At 70.6% G+C, this 15,320-nt stretch carries 18 protein-coding genes and 5 tRNA genes; 17 read left to right on the plus strand and 6 right to left on the minus strand.

Annotated elements, in window-relative coordinates; genetic code table 11:
- Positions 1 to 8: 8 nt before the first annotated feature.
- The 9 genes from IE318_RS14745 (at position 9) to IE318_RS14785 (ending at position 4,129) form a co-directional block, all read left to right on the plus strand.
- Positions 9 to 197: a hypothetical protein gene (locus IE318_RS14745; protein ID WP_189900489.1), complete on the plus strand. Its 189-nt coding sequence runs from the start codon at positions 9 to 11 to the stop codon at positions 195 to 197.
- A 206-nt stretch (positions 198 to 403) separates the two neighbouring features.
- Positions 404 to 1,189, plus strand: a complete 786-nt coding sequence (locus IE318_RS14750) for a fumarylacetoacetate hydrolase family protein (protein WP_030168414.1) — start codon at positions 404 to 406, stop codon at positions 1,187 to 1,189.
- Positions 1,182 to 2,666: a glutamate--tRNA ligase gene (gene gltX / locus IE318_RS14755; protein WP_189900491.1), complete on the plus strand. Its 1,485-nt coding sequence runs from the start codon at positions 1,182 to 1,184 to the stop codon at positions 2,664 to 2,666. Before IE318_RS14750 ends, gltX begins: the two co-directional genes overlap by 8 nt.
- A gap of 105 nt (positions 2,667 to 2,771) precedes the next feature.
- Positions 2,772 to 3,515 carry an HAD family hydrolase gene (locus IE318_RS14760; protein ID WP_189900494.1) on the plus strand — a complete coding sequence of 248 codons (744 nt, stop codon included), beginning with the start codon at positions 2,772 to 2,774 and terminating at the stop codon, positions 3,513 to 3,515.
- A 93-nt stretch (positions 3,516 to 3,608) separates the two neighbouring features.
- Positions 3,609 to 3,680: transfer RNA gene (locus IE318_RS14765), tRNA-Gln, on the plus strand.
- Between the two features lie 38 nt (positions 3,681 to 3,718).
- Positions 3,719 to 3,791: transfer RNA gene (locus tag IE318_RS14770), tRNA-Glu, on the plus strand.
- Positions 3,792 to 3,852: 61 nt separating this feature from the next.
- Positions 3,853 to 3,925: transfer RNA gene (locus IE318_RS14775), tRNA-Glu, on the plus strand.
- A 34-nt stretch (positions 3,926 to 3,959) separates the two neighbouring features.
- Positions 3,960 to 4,031 (plus strand) — tRNA-Gln (locus IE318_RS14780).
- A 25-nt stretch (positions 4,032 to 4,056) separates the two neighbouring features.
- Positions 4,057 to 4,129, plus strand: a tRNA-Glu gene (locus IE318_RS14785).
- Positions 4,130 to 4,230: 101 nt separating this feature from the next.
- Here the strand turns inward: IE318_RS14785 and IE318_RS14790 are convergent.
- Entirely contained in the window at positions 4,231 to 4,881 is a 651-nt protein-coding gene (locus IE318_RS14790) for a MerR family transcriptional regulator (RefSeq protein WP_189900670.1), read from the minus strand.
- A 164-nt stretch (positions 4,882 to 5,045) separates the two neighbouring features.
- On the opposite strand from IE318_RS14790, the gene IE318_RS14795 reads away from it, so the two are divergent.
- Positions 5,046 to 5,504 carry a DUF4188 domain-containing protein gene (locus IE318_RS14795; RefSeq protein WP_189900672.1) on the plus strand — a complete coding sequence of 153 codons (459 nt, stop codon included), beginning with the start codon at positions 5,046 to 5,048 and terminating at the stop codon, positions 5,502 to 5,504.
- A gap of 331 nt (positions 5,505 to 5,835) precedes the next feature.
- On the opposite strand, the gene ndgR is transcribed toward IE318_RS14795, so the two are convergent.
- The gene (gene ndgR, locus IE318_RS14800) at positions 5,836 to 6,552 is read right to left on the minus strand and encodes an IclR family transcriptional regulator NdgR (RefSeq protein ID WP_189900496.1); all 717 of its coding nucleotides are present in this window, start codon (positions 6,550 to 6,552) and stop codon (positions 5,836 to 5,838) included.
- Between the two features lie 197 nt (positions 6,553 to 6,749).
- Here ndgR and leuC point away from each other — a divergent pair, with 197 nt between their 5' ends.
- The 4 genes from leuC (at position 6,750) to IE318_RS14820 (ending at position 10,027) form a co-directional block, all read left to right on the plus strand.
- Entirely contained in the window at positions 6,750 to 8,180 is a 1,431-nt protein-coding gene (gene leuC, locus IE318_RS14805) for a 3-isopropylmalate dehydratase large subunit (RefSeq protein WP_189900498.1), read from the plus strand.
- 6 nt (positions 8,181 to 8,186) lie between these two features.
- A complete protein-coding gene (leuD, locus tag IE318_RS14810) occupies positions 8,187 to 8,780 on the plus strand; it encodes a 3-isopropylmalate dehydratase small subunit (RefSeq protein ID WP_189900500.1) in 594 nt (197 codons plus the stop codon).
- Between the two features lie 251 nt (positions 8,781 to 9,031).
- Positions 9,032 to 9,262, plus strand: coding sequence for an SCO5555 family protein (locus tag IE318_RS14815; RefSeq protein WP_030168396.1), 231 nt, complete (start codon positions 9,032 to 9,034; stop codon positions 9,260 to 9,262).
- A gap of 138 nt (positions 9,263 to 9,400) precedes the next feature.
- Positions 9,401 to 10,027 carry an HU family DNA-binding protein gene (locus IE318_RS14820; protein WP_030168395.1) on the plus strand — a complete coding sequence of 209 codons (627 nt, stop codon included), beginning with the start codon at positions 9,401 to 9,403 and terminating at the stop codon, positions 10,025 to 10,027.
- Between the two features lie 82 nt (positions 10,028 to 10,109).
- Here the strand turns inward: IE318_RS14820 and IE318_RS14825 are convergent, their stop codons facing one another.
- Both IE318_RS14825 and cofC read right to left on the minus strand, forming a co-directional pair.
- The gene (locus IE318_RS14825) at positions 10,110 to 10,313 is read right to left on the minus strand and encodes a hypothetical protein (protein WP_189900502.1); all 204 of its coding nucleotides are present in this window, start codon (positions 10,311 to 10,313) and stop codon (positions 10,110 to 10,112) included.
- A 145-nt stretch (positions 10,314 to 10,458) separates the two neighbouring features.
- Positions 10,459 to 11,097 (minus strand): 2-phospho-L-lactate guanylyltransferase, encoded by a 639-nt coding sequence (gene cofC, locus IE318_RS14830; protein ID WP_189900504.1) that lies wholly within the window; start codon positions 11,095 to 11,097, stop codon positions 10,459 to 10,461.
- A 201-nt stretch (positions 11,098 to 11,298) separates the two neighbouring features.
- Here cofC and IE318_RS14835 point away from each other — a divergent pair, with 201 nt between their 5' ends.
- From IE318_RS14835 to IE318_RS14845, 3 genes are read left to right on the plus strand one after another with little or no spacing between them, the layout of a single operon-like run.
- Entirely contained in the window at positions 11,299 to 12,192 is an 894-nt protein-coding gene (locus IE318_RS14835) for a lysophospholipid acyltransferase family protein (RefSeq protein ID WP_189900506.1), read from the plus strand.
- Entirely contained in the window at positions 12,189 to 13,208 is a 1,020-nt protein-coding gene (locus IE318_RS14840; protein ID WP_030168391.1) for an NAD(P)H-dependent glycerol-3-phosphate dehydrogenase, read from the plus strand. Before IE318_RS14835 ends, IE318_RS14840 begins: the two co-directional genes overlap by 4 nt.
- A gap of 59 nt (positions 13,209 to 13,267) precedes the next feature.
- Complete coding sequence (locus tag IE318_RS14845; RefSeq protein WP_189900509.1) at positions 13,268 to 14,425, plus strand: D-alanine--D-alanine ligase family protein; 1,158 nt, start codon at positions 13,268 to 13,270, stop codon at positions 14,423 to 14,425.
- A gap of 24 nt (positions 14,426 to 14,449) precedes the next feature.
- Here IE318_RS14845 and IE318_RS14850 read toward each other — a convergent pair whose 3' ends face one another.
- Together IE318_RS14850 and IE318_RS14855 are read right to left on the minus strand one after the other, a co-directional pair.
- Positions 14,450 to 14,932 (minus strand): DUF3515 domain-containing protein, encoded by a 483-nt coding sequence (locus IE318_RS14850; RefSeq protein ID WP_189900511.1) that lies wholly within the window; start codon positions 14,930 to 14,932, stop codon positions 14,450 to 14,452.
- Between the two features lie 21 nt (positions 14,933 to 14,953).
- Positions 14,954 to 15,187: an Lrp/AsnC family transcriptional regulator gene (locus IE318_RS14855; protein WP_030168388.1), complete on the minus strand. Its 234-nt coding sequence runs from the start codon at positions 15,185 to 15,187 to the stop codon at positions 14,954 to 14,956.
- Positions 15,188 to 15,320 lie beyond the last annotated feature (133 nt).

Consider the following 15,320-nt stretch of genomic DNA (forward strand, 5'->3'; position numbering starts at 1 on the left):
TTACAACCGTGAAGACGACGATGATGTTCCGCAACATAGCCAACCCCCGGCGCACGACCCTGGCGCACCTCGAGGACGCCGAGGTCCTGCACACGCCGGACGTGCCGGAGCATTCCGTCTCCCTCCCCACCCAGACCGCCAACCCCCGGCGCACCGTCCTCATGGAGGCCCCGGTCGCGGCCTCCGTCACGGAGTAGTACGCGCACCCCGCGCGGGTTGCTCACCGCGGCCGGCCAGGCCGTACGGAGAGTTGTACGGAGATCAGGGGCGCCCCACGAAGCGGGGCGCCCCTCCTTCGTGTCCGGGCCCGCGCCCACGGCAATGCGCGAGGTGTGGGGGAGCCCTCCCGCGTTAGCCTGGAGCGTCAGACTCCTCCCAGCTCAGTCAAGGGGCCAAGCAACCCGTGCGCATCGCCAGGTTCTCCATCGACGGGAACGTCGCCTTCGGCGCGGTCGAGGGCGACCAGCCGGACGAGCTCGTCCTCGACATCATCAAGGGCATCCCGTTCGCGGACTTCGAGCTCTCCGGGACCAAGGTGCCGCTGAGCAAGGTACGGCTGCTGCCGCCGGTGCTCCCCAACAAGGTCGTGGCCTTCGGCCGCAACTACGCCGAGCACGCCCGCGAACTCGGCAACGAGGTGCCGGACGCGCCGTTCGCCTTCTTCAAGCCGTCCACCTCGGTGATCGGCCCCGGCGACCCGATCCAGTACCCCTCCTTCTCCGAGGAACTGCACCACGAGGCCGAGCTGGCCGTGGTGATCGGGCGCATGTGCCGCGAGGTCCCGCGCGACCGGGTCCAGGACGTGATCTTCGGTTACACCTGCGCCAACGACGTCACCGCCCGCGACGTCCAGCGGCGCGAGAAACAGTGGGCGAGGGCCAAGGGCTTCGACACCTCCTGCCCGCTGGGCCCCTGGGTGGAGACGGACATCGGCCTGGCCGCCGCGTCCGACCTGACCATCCAGCTCACCGTCAACGGCGAGCAGCGGCAGCTGGGCCGCACCAGCGAGATGATCCACCCCATCGAGGATCTGATCGTCAACATCTCCGAGGCCATGACGCTGCTCCCCGGCGACGTGATCCTCACGGGCACCCCGGCAGGGGTCGGCCCCCTGAACGTCGGCGACGAGGTCGCCGTCACCATCGAAGGCATCGGCACTCTCACCAACAAGGTTGTCAAGCGTGGCTAGCGCACCCGGCACTCCCGTACGCGTCCGTTTCTGCCCCTCGCCCACCGGTAACCCCCACGTGGGCCTGGTCCGCACCGCCCTGTTCAACTGGGCGTTCGCCCGGCACCACCAGGGCACCCTGGTCTTCCGCATCGAGGACACCGACGCGGCCCGCGACTCCGAGGAGTCGTACAACCAGCTGCTCGACGCGATGCGCTGGCTGGGCTTCGACTGGGACGAGGGCCCCGAGGTCGGCGGCCCGCACGCGCCGTACCGCCAGTCGCAGCGCATGGACATCTACAAGGACGTCGCCCAGAAGCTGCTCGACGCCGGCCACGCCTACCACTGCTACTGCTCGCAGGAGGAGCTGGACAGCCGCCGCGAGGCCGCCCGCGCCGCCGGCAAGCCGTCCGGCTACGACGGCCACTGCCGCGACCTGAGTGCCGAGCAGGTCGAGGAGTACCGGGCGCAGGGCCGTACGCCCATCGTCCGCTTCCGGATGCCCGACGAGACCATCACCTTCACCGACCTGGTCCGCGGCGAGCTGACGTTCACCCCGGAGAACGTGCCGGACTACGGCATCGTCCGCGCCAACGGCGCCCCGCTGTACACGCTGGTCAACCCGGTCGACGACGCGCTGATGGAGATCACCCACGTCCTGCGCGGCGAGGACCTGCTCTCCTCCACCCCGCGCCAGATCGGCCTGTACAAGGCGCTGATCGAGCTGGGCATCGCGAAGCGCATCCCCGAGTTCGGCCACCTGCCGTACGTGATGGGCGAGGGCAACAAGAAGCTCTCCAAGCGCGACCCGCAGTCCTCGCTGAACCTCTACCGCGAGCGCGGCTTCCTGCCCGAGGGCCTGCTCAACTACCTCTCCCTGCTCGGCTGGTCGCTCTCGGCCGACCAGGACATCTTCTCCGTCGAGGAGATGGTCGCGGCCTTCGAGATCTCGGACGTGAACCCCAACCCGGCGCGCTTCGACCTGAAGAAGTGCGAGGCGATCAACGCCGACCACATCCGCATGCTCGATGTGAAGGACTTCACGGAGCGCTGCCGTCCCTGGCTGCAGGGCCCGTTCGCCCCGTGGGCCCCGGAGGACTTCGACGAGGCCAAGTGGCAGGCCGTCGCCTCGCACGCGCAGACCCGTCTGAAGGTGCTGTCGGAGATCACGGACAACGTCGACTTCCTGTTCCTGCCCGAGCCGGTCGAGGACGAGGCGAGCTGGACGAAGGCGATGAAGGAGGGCAGCGACGCTCTTCTGCGGACGGCCCGCGAGAAGCTGGAGTCGGCGGACTGGACCTCCCCCGAGTCCCTGAAGGAGGCCGTCCTGGCCGCCGGCGAGGCCCACGGCCTCAAGCTCGGCAAGGCCCAGGCCCCGGTCCGCGTCGCCGTCACCGGCCGCACGGTGGGCCTGCCCCTCTTCGAGTCCCTGGAGGTCCTGGGCAAGGACAGGACCCTGGCCCGCATCGACGCGGCCCTGGCGAAGCTGACGGCGTGACCGAGCCATGCGCGAGGGGCGGCACCCGGTCTCCGGGCGCCGCCCCTTCTTGCTGCCCGGGCGAGTGCGGGACGCCGTCACCCGGTCGGCGGTACGGTCGGTGGCATGGCGATCAGAGCTGTCCTGTGGGACGTCGACGACACCCTCTTCGACTACACCACGGCCGATCGGAGCGGCATGCGGGCGCATCTGGTGGCCGAGCGGCTGCTGGACGGGTACGGCTCCGTGGAGGAGGCCCTGGCGCACTGGCGGCGGATCACCGATGCCCAGTGGGCGCGGTTCTCCGCCGGTGAGGTGTCCTTCGAGGACCAGCGGCGGGACCGGGTGCGGGTCTTCCTGGGCCGGCCGGAGCTGACCGACGCCGAGGCCGACGCGTGGTTCGAGCGCTATCTGGGGCACTACGAGACCGCCTGGGCACTCTTCCCGGACGTGCTGCCCGCCCTGGACGTCCTCGCCGCCGGCTACCGGCACGCCGTGCTGTCCAACTCCAGCCTGCACGTCCAGGAGCGCAAGCTGCGCGTCCTCGGCGTGCGCGACCGCTTCGAGGCCGTGCTGTGCGCCGCGGAGCTGGGGGTGTCCAAGCCGGAGGCCGGGGCGTTCCACGCGGCCTGCGAGGCCCTCGCACTCGCCCCGCACCAGGTCGCGTACGTCGGCGACCATCCGGAGATCGACGCGCGGGGCGCGGCCGAGGCCGGTCTGCTGTCGGTCTGGATCGACCGAGGGGGCGTGCACACCGGTGGTCCCGGGGACACGGGGGGTGCCGCCGTGCGCCGGATCGCCTCCCTCGCCGAACTCCCGGCGGCGCTCCGCGTCGATACCCGTTTTGGAGCCCCGTCCACCTTCAGGTAATGTTCTTCCTGCGCCGCGGGGAGCGGGCCGAAAGGCCGGAAGCCCCACCGGCGCAGAACTAGAACAAGAACCCCTCCGGGGCTTGCGTTCCAGTGGCCTATGGTGTAATTGGCAGCACGACTGATTCTGGTTCAGTTAGTCTTGGTTCGAGTCCAGGTAGGCCAGCTCGCAGAGCTCATCTGCACCGCGGATCTCATCCGCAAGCCCCCGTTGTGTAGCGGCCTAGCACGCTGCCCTCTCAAGGCAGTAGCGCCGGTTCGAATCCGGTCGGGGGTACAGATCCTTCCCGCGAGGACAGCCGGGTCGCTCCCGTTGTCCCCGATGCAGGATCGCCAGGGCCCCCGTTGTGTAGCGGCCTAGCACGCCGCCCTCTCAAGGCGGTAGCGCCGGTTCGAATCCGGTCGGGGGTACTGAAGGTGACGGCCTCAATGGTCTAAACCACCTTGGTCTATGGTGTAATTGGCAGCACGACTGATTCTGGTTCAGTTAGTCTTGGTTCGAGTCCAGGTAGACCAGCTGATCTGCGGAAACGCAAGATCGCGCCCCCGTTGTGTAGCGGCCTAGCACGCCGCCCTCTCAAGGCGGTAGCGCCGGTTCGAATCCGGTCGGGGGTACGCAATCGGAAGGGCCCTCCCTCGGGGGCCCTTCGGCGTGTCCGGGGCACCCTGTCCAGGTGCGGCCGCCGGCGCCACCCTTCCAGCGGAAGCCCTCCGGCTCACTTTCCGCCGAACCGCCGCCGCGACTCCTCGGCCTCGGCCAGCCGGCGCAAGCTGAGCAGCACCGGCTCGTACAGCACGGTCAGCGCCACCGCGGCCTCCACCTGCTCGTCCGGCGTCCCGTACCGCTCGACCAGGTCCAGGTCCGTCGCCGCGATCCGCTCCATCGCGCGGGCGTAGGGCTCCAAGTCGGCGGTGGCGCATGGATAGCCGAGCCGGGCGAGCGCGGCGATCGCGGTGACCAGCATTCCGTACGCCGGTGCGGTCGGCGTCTCGCCGGACGGTCCGCCGTAGCACCAGCCGAGCCGGTCCATGAGTTCGGTGGCCGTACGCCGGGCGGAGTCGGTCGCCGGGTCGCTCTCGTCGGGCGCCGGGCCGTGCGGCAGGGCCCATACCGCCGTGCCCAGTCGTCTGTTCCGGTCCAGCTCCTCGTCCTGCAGGGCGGCGAGCACCTCGCGCGCCGAGTTCACCGGGATCCGCCCCACCTGGATCATCGCCCGCACCAGCCGCAGCCGCCGCAGATGCCCCTCGTCGTAGTCGGCCTGGGTGGCCGTGATCCGGCGGCCGGGGTGCAGCAGTCCCTCGCGCAGGTAGTACTTGATCGTCGCCGTGGAGACCCCGCTGCGTGTGCTCAGCTCCGCCAGTCGCATCCCGGTGCCGTGTCCTTTCCTCTCGTGCCCTCTTGCGTCCATGCTTGGGTAGTGTCACTATCCAAGCATGGATAGTGAAGCTATCCAATAAGGGGCCGAAGCTGCCGACGGAATCGGCGTGAGGGATGGGGGACGTCGTGGGTGCGAAGCTGATCGAAGGGCGCATGACCGCCGCGGGTGAGGGCGAGGTGGTGGTCTTCCTGATCGGAATGCGGATCAACAGCTTTGTCGCGGTGCGGAGTTGGTGGCCGGTGGCCAGGGCGATGGGACCGATGATCGCGGAGCTGGCCCGCGACAAGGACAGCGGGCTGCTGGGCTACAAGGCCCTGCTCGGCGGGCCGCGCGAGGCGTACCTGGTCCAGTACTGGGAGTCGAAGGAGAAGCTCCTCGCCTACGCCGTCGCCCCGGACCACCGTCATCACCCGGCCTGGGCCGCCTTCAACCGGCGGCTGCGGGAGGGCAAGGGCAAGGTCGGCTTCTGGCACGAGACGTACGTCGTCCCGGCGGGCTCCCATGAGTCGATCTACATGAACATGCCCGAGTACGGCCTGGGCAGGGCCACCGGAGTCGTCCCGGTGGGTCACCGCGGAAACCGGGCGGCGGACCGCCTCCGAGCCTCTTGAACGACATGCGGCCGGACTGGGACTGAACGGATACGGCCGGGGGATCGCCCGTGGAGGCGGACGGACGCCGGTCGCGCGGTGCCGGATCCGGTCGTGGGCCGTCGCCCTGAAGCGGGCCGTAGGGGAGGCCTGCCCGAGCCCGGGTGGCGGTGCCTGTCGTCACGCGGGGCAGGAGTGTCGGCTTCCCGGGCCCGGCGCCCGTGACGGGGCACCGCTCCCTTCCGTTCGCATGGGCCATGGAGCGTCAGGCCCGCGGTCGTCCGCGTACCGCCCGGCAGGGCCCGCCGCGGCGTTGAGGCCGGCCCTGTCCTGGCGGGGGTGGTCGGTGCGGTCAGCCGGAGCGGCGGAGGGCCTCGGAGAGGCGGCCGGCGGCGTCGATGACCGCCTGGGCGTGCATGCGGCCCGGGTGGCGCGTGAGGCGCTCGATGGGGCCGGAGACGGACACCGCGGCCACCACCCGGTTCGAGGGGCCGCGCACCGGCGCGGAGACGGACGCGACGCCCGGCTCGCGCTCGCCGATGGACTGGGCCCAGCCCCGGCGCCGTACGCCCGACAGGGCCGTCGCCGTGAAGCGGGCGCCCTGGAGGCCCCGGTGCAGCCGCTCCGGCTCCTCCCATGCCATCAGGACCTGTGCCGAGGAGCCCGCCTTCATCGTCAGCGTCGAACCGACCGGGACCGTGTCCCGAAGGCCGGACAGGCGCTCCGCCGCGGCGACGCAGATGCGCATGTCGCCCTGGCGGCGGTAGAGCTGCGCGCTCTCGCCCGTGACGTCCCGGAGGTGGGTGAGCACCGGGCCCGCGGTGGCGAGGAGACGATCCTCACCCGCGGCCGCGGCCAGTTCCGCCAGGCGGGGGCCGAGAATGAATCGACCCTGCATGTCGCGCGCCACCATGCGGTGGTGTTCCAGGGCCACGGCCAGCCGGTGGGCCGTGGGTCGTGCCAGTCCGGTCGCCGCGACCAGACCCGCGAGGGTGGCCGGACCGGACTCCAGGGCGCTCAGGACAAGGGCTGCCTTGTCCAGAACGCCGACGCCGCTACTGTTGTCCATGCAACGATACTTGCGTCTCACTCTGTGAAACGCAAGTTCAATTTTCCGTGGAACACGCCACCCTGGATGTCACGAAGGCACAGCGGCCCGCGGATCAACGGGCCTGGTGGCGGTCGCCCGGACGCAGGGGCGCGGGCGACGCCTCCTCAAGATCTCTAGTTGGGTCGGCGGACACCTGCCGGCCGGAGGGAACAGCGATGGGTAGGACACTCGCGGAGAAGGTCTGGGACGACCACGTCGTCCGGCGCGCCGAGGGCGAGCCCGACCTCCTCTTCATCGATCTGCACCTGCTGCACGAGGTGACCAGCCCCCAGGCCTTCGACGGCCTCCGCAAGAGCGGGCGCGGCGTGCGCCGCCTCGACCTGACCATCGCCACCGAGGACCACAACACCCCCACCCTGGACATCGACAAGCCGATCGCGGACCCGGTCTCCCGCGCCCAGCTGGAGACGCTGCGCAAGAACTGCGCCGACTTCGGCGTCCGGCTGCACCCGCTGGGCGACGTCGAGCAGGGCGTCGTCCACGTGGTGGGACCGCAGCTCGGTCTCACCCAGCCCGGCACGACCGTGGTCTGCGGCGACTCGCACACCTCCACGCACGGCGCCTTCGGCGCGCTGGCGTTCGGCATCGGCACCTCCCAGGTCGAGCACGTGCTGGCCACCCAGACGCTGCCGATGGCCCGCCCGAAGACCATGGCGATCACCGTCGACGGCGAACTGCCCGAGGGCGTCACGGCCAAGGACCTGATCCTGGCGATCATCGCCAGGATCGGCACGGGCGGCGGCCAGGGCTACGTCCTGGAGTACCGCGGCTCCGCCATCGAGAAGCTCTCGATGGAGGCCCGCATGACCATCTGCAACATGTCGATCGAGGCCGGCGCCCGCGCGGGCATGATCGCCCCCGACGAGACCACGTTCGAGTACCTCAAGGGCCGCCCGCACGCCCCCGAGGGCGCCGACTGGGACGCCGCGGTCGCGTACTGGAAGACGCTGAAGACCGACGACGACGCCGAGTTCGACGCCGAGGTCGTCATCGACGCCGCCGAACTGTCCCCGTTCGTCACCTGGGGCACCAACCCCGGCCAGGGCGCGCCGCTTTCGGCGTCCGTCCCCGACCCGGCTTCGTACGAAGACGCTTCGGAGCGCCTGGCCGCCGAAAAGGCCCTGGAGTACATGGGGTTGGAGGCCGGACAGCCGCTGCGCTCCGTCAAGGTGGACACCGTCTTCGTAGGCTCCTGCACCAACGGGCGCATCGAGGACCTGCGCGCCGCCGCCGGGATCCTGAAGGACCGCAAAGTCGCCGACGGCGTACGGATGCTGGTCGTCCCGGGCTCCGCGCGCGTGGGCCTGCAGGCCGTCTCCGAGGGCCTGGACGTGGTCTTCAAGGAGGCCGGCGCCGAATGGCGGCACGCGGGCTGCTCGATGTGCCTGGGCATGAACCCCGACCAGCTGGCCCCGGGCGAGCGCTCCGCCTCCACCTCCAACCGCAACTTCGAGGGCCGGCAGGGCAAGGGCGGCCGTACGCACCTGGTGTCGCCGCAGGTCGCGGCCGCCACCGCCGTCCTGGGCCACCTGGCCTCCCCGGCCGACCTGTCCGACGCCGCAACCCGTACGCCCGCTGGAGTCTGATCAATCATGGAAGCCTTCACCACCCACACCGGCCGGGCCGTCCCGCTGCGCCGCTCCAACGTCGACACCGACCAGATCATCCCCGCCCACTGGCTCAAGAAGGTCACCCGCGACGGGTTCGAGGACGGGCTGTTCGAGGCCTGGCGCAAGGACCCCGAGTTCGTGCTCAACCGCCCGGAGCGGCAGGGCGCCACGGTCCTGGTCGCCGGCCCCGACTTCGGCACCGGCTCCTCCCGTGAGCACGCCGTCTGGGCGCTGCAGAACTACGGCTTCAAGACCGTGATCTCCTCCCGCTTCGCCGACATCTTCCGCGGCAACTCGCTGAAGAACGGCCTGCTCACGGTGGTCCTGGAGCAGAAGATCGTGGACGCGCTGTGGGAGCTCACGGAGCGGGACCCGCAGGCCGAGATCACCGTCGACCTCGTCGCGCGCGAGGTGCGCGCCGAGGGCGTCACCGCCCCCTTCGAGCTGGACGAGAACTCCCGCTGGCGGCTGCTGAACGGCCTGGACGACATCTCGATCACCCTGCAGAACGAGGACGACATCGCCGCCTACGAGGCGAAGCGCCCGTCCTTCAAGCCGCGCACGCTGCCGGTCTGATCAACGGCGGGTTTCGGCCACCACGAAACGCCCCTGTACCCCCGATCGCCACGATCGGGGGTACAGCCGTTTTTCGGGCCCGCGCCCCCGGCGCGCCGCCGTGCGGCAGGCCAACTTCCCACGTTAGGACGGTTTTTGCCGGGGTACGCGAGAGCCGAGGCCCCGGCCGGAGGAAGCGCCCGGAAGGCCGTCCGGGGCGGCAGTTGTCCCCTGCGCAGGCGACAACTCGCCCCAGATGGCACAATCTGTGCATGGACAACGACGGCCAACTCGAGCTCTATACGGCGGTCGCGGCCCAACTCAAGGAAGCGCACGCAAGAGTGCGCGCACTGCAAGTCCCGGAGGGCGTACGGATGGCGCTGACCCGGAAGCTGCTGGTCATTACGGCCGCGGCCAAGCACGATCTCGCCGCTGCGACAAGGCGACTGGAGCGGTTCACGGCGGACCTCGACGAGGGTCGAATCCCCGAAGAGGAAGCCTGATCAACTTCGAGGCCGACCGAGTCCGCTGCGGCACAAGGGTGATTAGCCCGTTTCGTGTTTGATTTGCGGTATATATCTGCCTAACGTGCGAAAAAGCTTGAACACTTTCGTTCTGGCAAGGTCTCCGAAGGGGAAGACGTGAACAAGGCGCAGCTCGTAGAAGCGATTGCCGACAAGATGGGCGGCCGGCAGCAGGCCGCCGACGCCGTCGACGCGGTACTGGACGCCATCGTCCGCGCGGTCGTCGGGGGAGACCGGGTCTCGGTCACCGGCTTCGGGTCCTTCGAGAAGGTGGACCGTCCGGCGCGCTACGCCCGCAACCCGCAGACGGGGGAGCGGGTGCGGGTCAAGAAGACCTCCGTTCCCCGCTTCCGGGCCGGCCAGGGCTTCAAGGACCTGGTGAGCGGCTCGAAGAAGCTCCCGAAGCACGACATCGCGGTGAAGAAGGCGCCCAAGGGCAGCCTGACCGGGCCGACCGCCACCATCGCCAAGGCGGCCGGCAAGAAGGCCGCCGCGAAGAAGACGACGGGTGCGGTCAAGAAGGCCGCCGCGAAGAAGGCGGCGGCCAAGAAGGCCCCGGCGAAGAAGACGACCGCGGCGGCCAAGAAGACCACGGCGGCCAAGAAGACCACGGCCGCGGCCGCGGCGAAGAAGACCACGGCCAAGAAGGCCCCGGCGAAGAAGGCGACGGCGAAGAAGGCCCCGGCCAAGAAGTCGACCGCTCGCAAGACCACCGCCAAGAAGACCACCGCCCGCAGCAAGTAGGCGCAAGCAGGTACCCACGCGCCGGGCCGGACTCCCGAGGGAGCCCGGCCCGCGGCGTTTTAGGTCTCGGAAGGTTCCGGTCTCAGAAGGTCTGCAGCGTCACCAGCGTGATCCGCAGGGCGGTCCCGTCGCCCTCCGTCTCGATCCGCACCCGCTGCCCTGGGCGCAACAGCCGCAGGCCGCCCGCGTCGAACGCCGCCGCGTCGAAGGGCACCGGGGTGCCGTCGTCCAGAAGTACCTGCCCGCTGCGGCTGTCGGGGTCGTACGTGTATGCGGTCGCCTGCATGACGGCCAGCGTAGTGCCCCCGGCGGCCGTCCGTTGTCGCCGTGGTGCCGTCGGACGCCGGCGGGTTGCGGGCGCGTCGTGGCCGGTCGCGCAGTTCCCCGCGCCCCACCGCTCACCCACTCACCCCCCGCCCCTTCCGCACCCCCTAGGACCCGGGAATCAGCAACCCCGCCGACACCGCCGCCGTGTGCGGGCCCACCCCGAGGGCCAGGGCCGCCCGCAGGTCCGCGCCGGTGTCCACGTCCTGGCGTACGGAACCGACCCCGTCGAGCCTCAGTTCCACCGCGCCGGAGGCCCGGTGACGGGCACGGGAATCCCTCCCGAAACGCGGAAGCAATTCATGCTCCGGGCCCGCACCGAGAAGTGTCGTTCCGACCCTCGCGGCGTCCGCGAGAAATGCGCGCGGGAATTCCGCGGCCGCGTTCAGAACCCGTGCCAATTCCAGGGGCCGGAGTGCGGGAAGATCGGCGTTCAGGGCCGCCACGGGACTTTCGGGACGCGATGCCCGTACGGCCGCCGCCCCGTGCGCGAGGGCGGCGTTCAGGCCGGCGCCCGGCGCGTCCGGGACGATCCGCGCGCCCAGTGCCGCCAGCTCCCGCCCCGCCAGGGCGTCGTTCGTGACGACCGCCACATCCGCGACCGCCGGGCAGCCCAGGGCCGCCGCCACGGTGTCCTGCGCGAAGGCGAGGGCGAGGCCCGGCCGGACCCCGTCGTGAGCGGTGTCCGAGAGCCTGCTCTTGGCCCGCGTCAGGGGCTTCAGGGGGATGACCAAGGTCCACTGCACGGGCGTTCGCCCCCCTCTCTCGTCCAAGACATTCTCCCCGGCCCGTCCGGCGCTCCCGGACTCGGCCCGGGGGCGCCGAACCCCCTGCAAGAGCGGGTGCGGGTGACGGTCGGGCGTACGGTGTTCTCGACAGACCGGCGGCATGGGGCGACACTTGTGCGGCCCCCGGCCCCGGGGGCAGTCCTAGAGGAAGGTGTCCGCGTGCCCCGCCGCAGAATCGGCTTCTGGTACCGCTTCGCAGCGGTGATCTGCAAACCACCGCTGCTGGTTCTGATCAAGCGGGACTGGCGCGGAATCGAGAACATTCCGGCCGACGGCGGATTCATCACCGTGGTGAACCACAATTCCCACATCGACCCCTTCGCCTACGCCCACTTCCAGTACAACACCGGGCGGGTGCCGCGATTCCTGGCGAAGAGCGGGCTTTTCAAGAAGGGACTCGTGGGCGCCGCGATGCGCGGCACCGGCCAGATCCCCGTCTACCGCGAGAGCACGGACGCGCTGAGCGCCTTCCGCGCCGCCATCGACGCCGTGGAGCGCGGCGAGTGCGTCGCCTTCTACCCCGAGGGCACGCTGACCCGCGACCCGAACGGCTGGCCGATGACCGGCAAGACGGGGGCCGCGCGGGTCGCCCTGCAGACCAAGTGCCCGGTGATTCCTGTCGCCCAGTGGGGCGCCAACGAACTCCTGCCGCCCTACGCCAAGAAGCCGAACCTCCTGCCGCGCAAGACCCACCACGTGCTCGCCGGCCCGCCCGTGGACCTGTCGCGCTTCTACGACAAGGAGATGACCCCGGAGCTGCTGAAGGAGGCCACCGAGGTCATCATGGCGGCCATCACGCGCCAGCTGGAGCACATCCGCGGCGAGAAGGCCCCCTCCGTGGCCTACGACCCGCGCCGGGAGCGGATCGAGCAGCGCCGCAGGACCCAGGAGCAGAACCAGACCCAGGCCCAGGCCCGGACAAGGACGCAGGGCAGGCCCGCGACGTCCGGCCGGCCCGGGCCCGCGGATGGGGAAGCGGCACCGGAGGCGGCGCGGGAGACGGCACCGGAGGCGGCGCGGGAAGCCGTCCAGGAAGAGGGGCAGGGCACGTGAGCGAGCCGGTCAAGCCGGTCAAGGCGGCCGTCTTCGGCACCGGATCGTGGGGCACCGCCTTCGGGATGGTCCTGGCCGACGCCGGCTGCGACGTCACCCTGTGGGCCCGCCGCGCCGAACTCGCCGAGGCCGTCAACTCCACCCGGACCAACCCGGACTACCTGCCCGGCATGGAACTCCCGGAGAACCTGCGGGCCACCGCGGACGCCGCCGAGGCCGCCCGCGACGCCGACTTCACCGTGCTGGCCGTCCCCTCGCAGACCCTGCGCGACAACCTGGCCCAGTGGCGGCCGCTGCTCGCGCCGGACACGGTCCTGGTCTCGCTGATGAAGGGCGTCGAACTCGGTTCGGCGATGCGCATGAGCGAGGTGATCGAGGACGTCGCCAAGGTCCACGCCGACCGCATCGCGGTGGTCACCGGACCCAACCTGGCCCGCGAGATCGCCGCCCGCATGCCGGCCGCCGCCGTGGTGGCCTGCACCGACGAGGCCGTCGCCCAGCGGCTCCAGGCCGCCTGCCACACCCCGTACTTCCGCCCGTACACCAACACCGACGTCGTCGGCTGCGAACTGGGCGGGGCCGTCAAGAACGTGATCGGGCTGGCCGTCGGCATCGCGGACGGCATGGGTCTCGGCGACAACGCCAAGGGCTCGCTCATCACCCGCGGGCTGGCCGAGACCACCCGGCTGGGGATGGCCCTGGGCGCCGACCCGCTGACCTTCTCCGGACTCGCCGGCCTCGGCGACCTGGTGGCCACCTGCTCCTCGCCGCTGTCGCGCAACCACACCTTCGGCACCAACCTGGGCAAGGGCATGACCCTGCAGGAGACCATCGCGGTCACCAAGCAGACCGCCGAGGGCGTCAAGTCGTGCGAGTCCGTGCTGGATCTGGCCCGTCGGCACGGCGTCGACATGCCCATCACCGAGACGGTCGTCGGCATCGTGCACGAGGGCAAGCCCCCGGTGGTGGCCCTCAAGGAGCTGATGTCGCGCAGTGCGAAGCCCGAGCGACGCTGAGCGACCCCGGGCCGCCAACGCTGCCCTGGGGCCCTACCAACGGGTACTCTCATCGCGATATGAGCACCGAGAACCTCCCCCAGAGCCCTGAGCAGCCGTCCCGCAAGCCGCGCGTGGCCGTCGTGTTCGGCGGGCGCAGCTCCGAACACGGGATCTCCGTGGTCACCGCCGGCGCGGTGCTGAGCGCCATCGACCGCTCCAAGTACGAGGTCCTGCCGATCGGTATCACGACGGACGGCCGCTGGGCCCTGACCGCCGACGAGCCGGAACGCATGGCGATCACCGACCGCCGTACGCCCAGCGTCGACGAGCTCGCCGAGTCCGACGAGGGCGGCGTGGTGCTCCCCGTCGACCCGGCCAACCGCGAAGTCGTCTACAGCGAGCCCGGTTCGGTGCCCAAGGCGCTCGGCGAGGTCGACGTGATCTTCCCGGTGCTGCACGGCCCCTATGGCGAGGACGGCACCCTCCAGGGCCTGCTGGAGCTGTCCGGGGTGCCCTACGTGGGCTCGGGCGTGCTCGCCTCGGCCGTCGGCCAGGACAAGGAGTACATGAAGCGGGTGTTCACCTCCTTCGGGCTCAAGGTCGGCCCGTACGTGGTGATCCGGCCGCGCGAGTGGGAGCGGGACGCCTCCGCCGCCCGCAAGAAGATCGTCGACTTCGCCGGCGAGCACGGCTGGCCGCTGTTCGTGAAGCCCGCGCGCGCGGGCTCCTCCATCGGCATCACCAAGGTCGAGGACCTCGCGGGCCTGGACGAGGCGATCGAGGAGGCCCAGCGGCACGACCCGAAGGTGCTCGTGGAGGCCGCCGTGCGCGGCCGGGAGATCGAGTGCGGGGTGTTGGAGTTCGAGGACGGCCCGCGCGCCTCCGTACCGGCCGAGATCCCGCCGCCCGAGGCACACGCGTACTACGACTTCGAGGCGAAGTACATCGACTCCACGCCCGGCATCGTGCCCGCCCCGCTGACCGAGGAGGAGACCGCCGAGGTGCGGCGGCTGGCGGTGGAGGCGTTCGAGGCGGCCTCCTGCGAGGGCCTGGTCCGCGCGGACTTCTTCCTCACCGAGGACGGCGAGTTCGTGATCAACGAGATCAACACCATGCCCGGCTTCACGCCCATCTCGATGTACCCGCAGATGTGGCAGGCCACCGGTGTCTCCTACCCGGAGCTGGTGGACCGCCTGGTCCAGGCGGCGCTGCGCCGCCCGACCGGGCTTCGTTGAGCGCCGTACGTCCTCTCGTACGCGTCAGTCGGCGATCCCTTCGGGGATCGCCTTCTTGACTGCGGGCGCCAGGTCGACCAACGGCGCGACTCCGTTTCCGGTGCGGCTGTGCGGAATGGTGACCTCCACGTACGCCCTGCGCAGCGTGGTCGTGAAACGGAACGATCCGTCGCCCTGCTTCTCCAGCAGCCAGCCGACGCCGTTCACCTCGGCGCCGTCGGCCTCCGGGTCGATCATCTCGGGCGGCCGCGGGACACCGCAGCGCAGTATGATCGCCGGGCTTCCCCAGCCCGCGGTCAGCGCGGAGGCGGGCCGCGGGTCCTCGCGGCTCAGTCCGTCCACCTTCCGCGGCAGGGCCTTGTCCAGGTTCCGGCACAGCTCGGTGACCGGTGTGTCCGGGCTGGGAACCGCCGCGGTGGCGGCGTCGTCTGCTGAGGAGCAGCCCGCGGCGGTGATCAGCACGGCGAGGACGGGCAGGCCGAGAAGCCGGTGACGGAAAGAGCTCACCGGCCCAAGGGTAGACGGGGGCTACAGATGGACGACCGGGCAGGTCAGTGTGCGCGTGATGCCCTCCACCTGCTGGACCTTGGCGACCACCATCCGACCGAGGTCGTCCACGGTGTCGGCCTGGGCGCGCACGATGACGTCGTACGGTCCGGTCACGTCCTCGGCCTGGATCACACCAGGCAGTTTGCTGATCGTCTCGGCGACGGTCGACGCCTTGCCGACCTCCGTCTGGATCAGGATGTACGCCTGTACCACGGAACCTCCAGGGCGGCCACGAGGATCATGTGGGGAAAAGGAACGCCACGGTATCGCGTCGCCGTGCGCCACGGGGAGACCCACGGAGCACGTGGCCCGCGCGCCGGGGTGCAGGTAGGACAGAAGTTGACGG

It is taken from the genome of Streptomyces spiralis (assembly GCF_014654675.1).
GTDB classification, from domain to species: domain Bacteria; phylum Actinomycetota; class Actinomycetes; order Streptomycetales; family Streptomycetaceae; genus Streptomyces; species Streptomyces spiralis.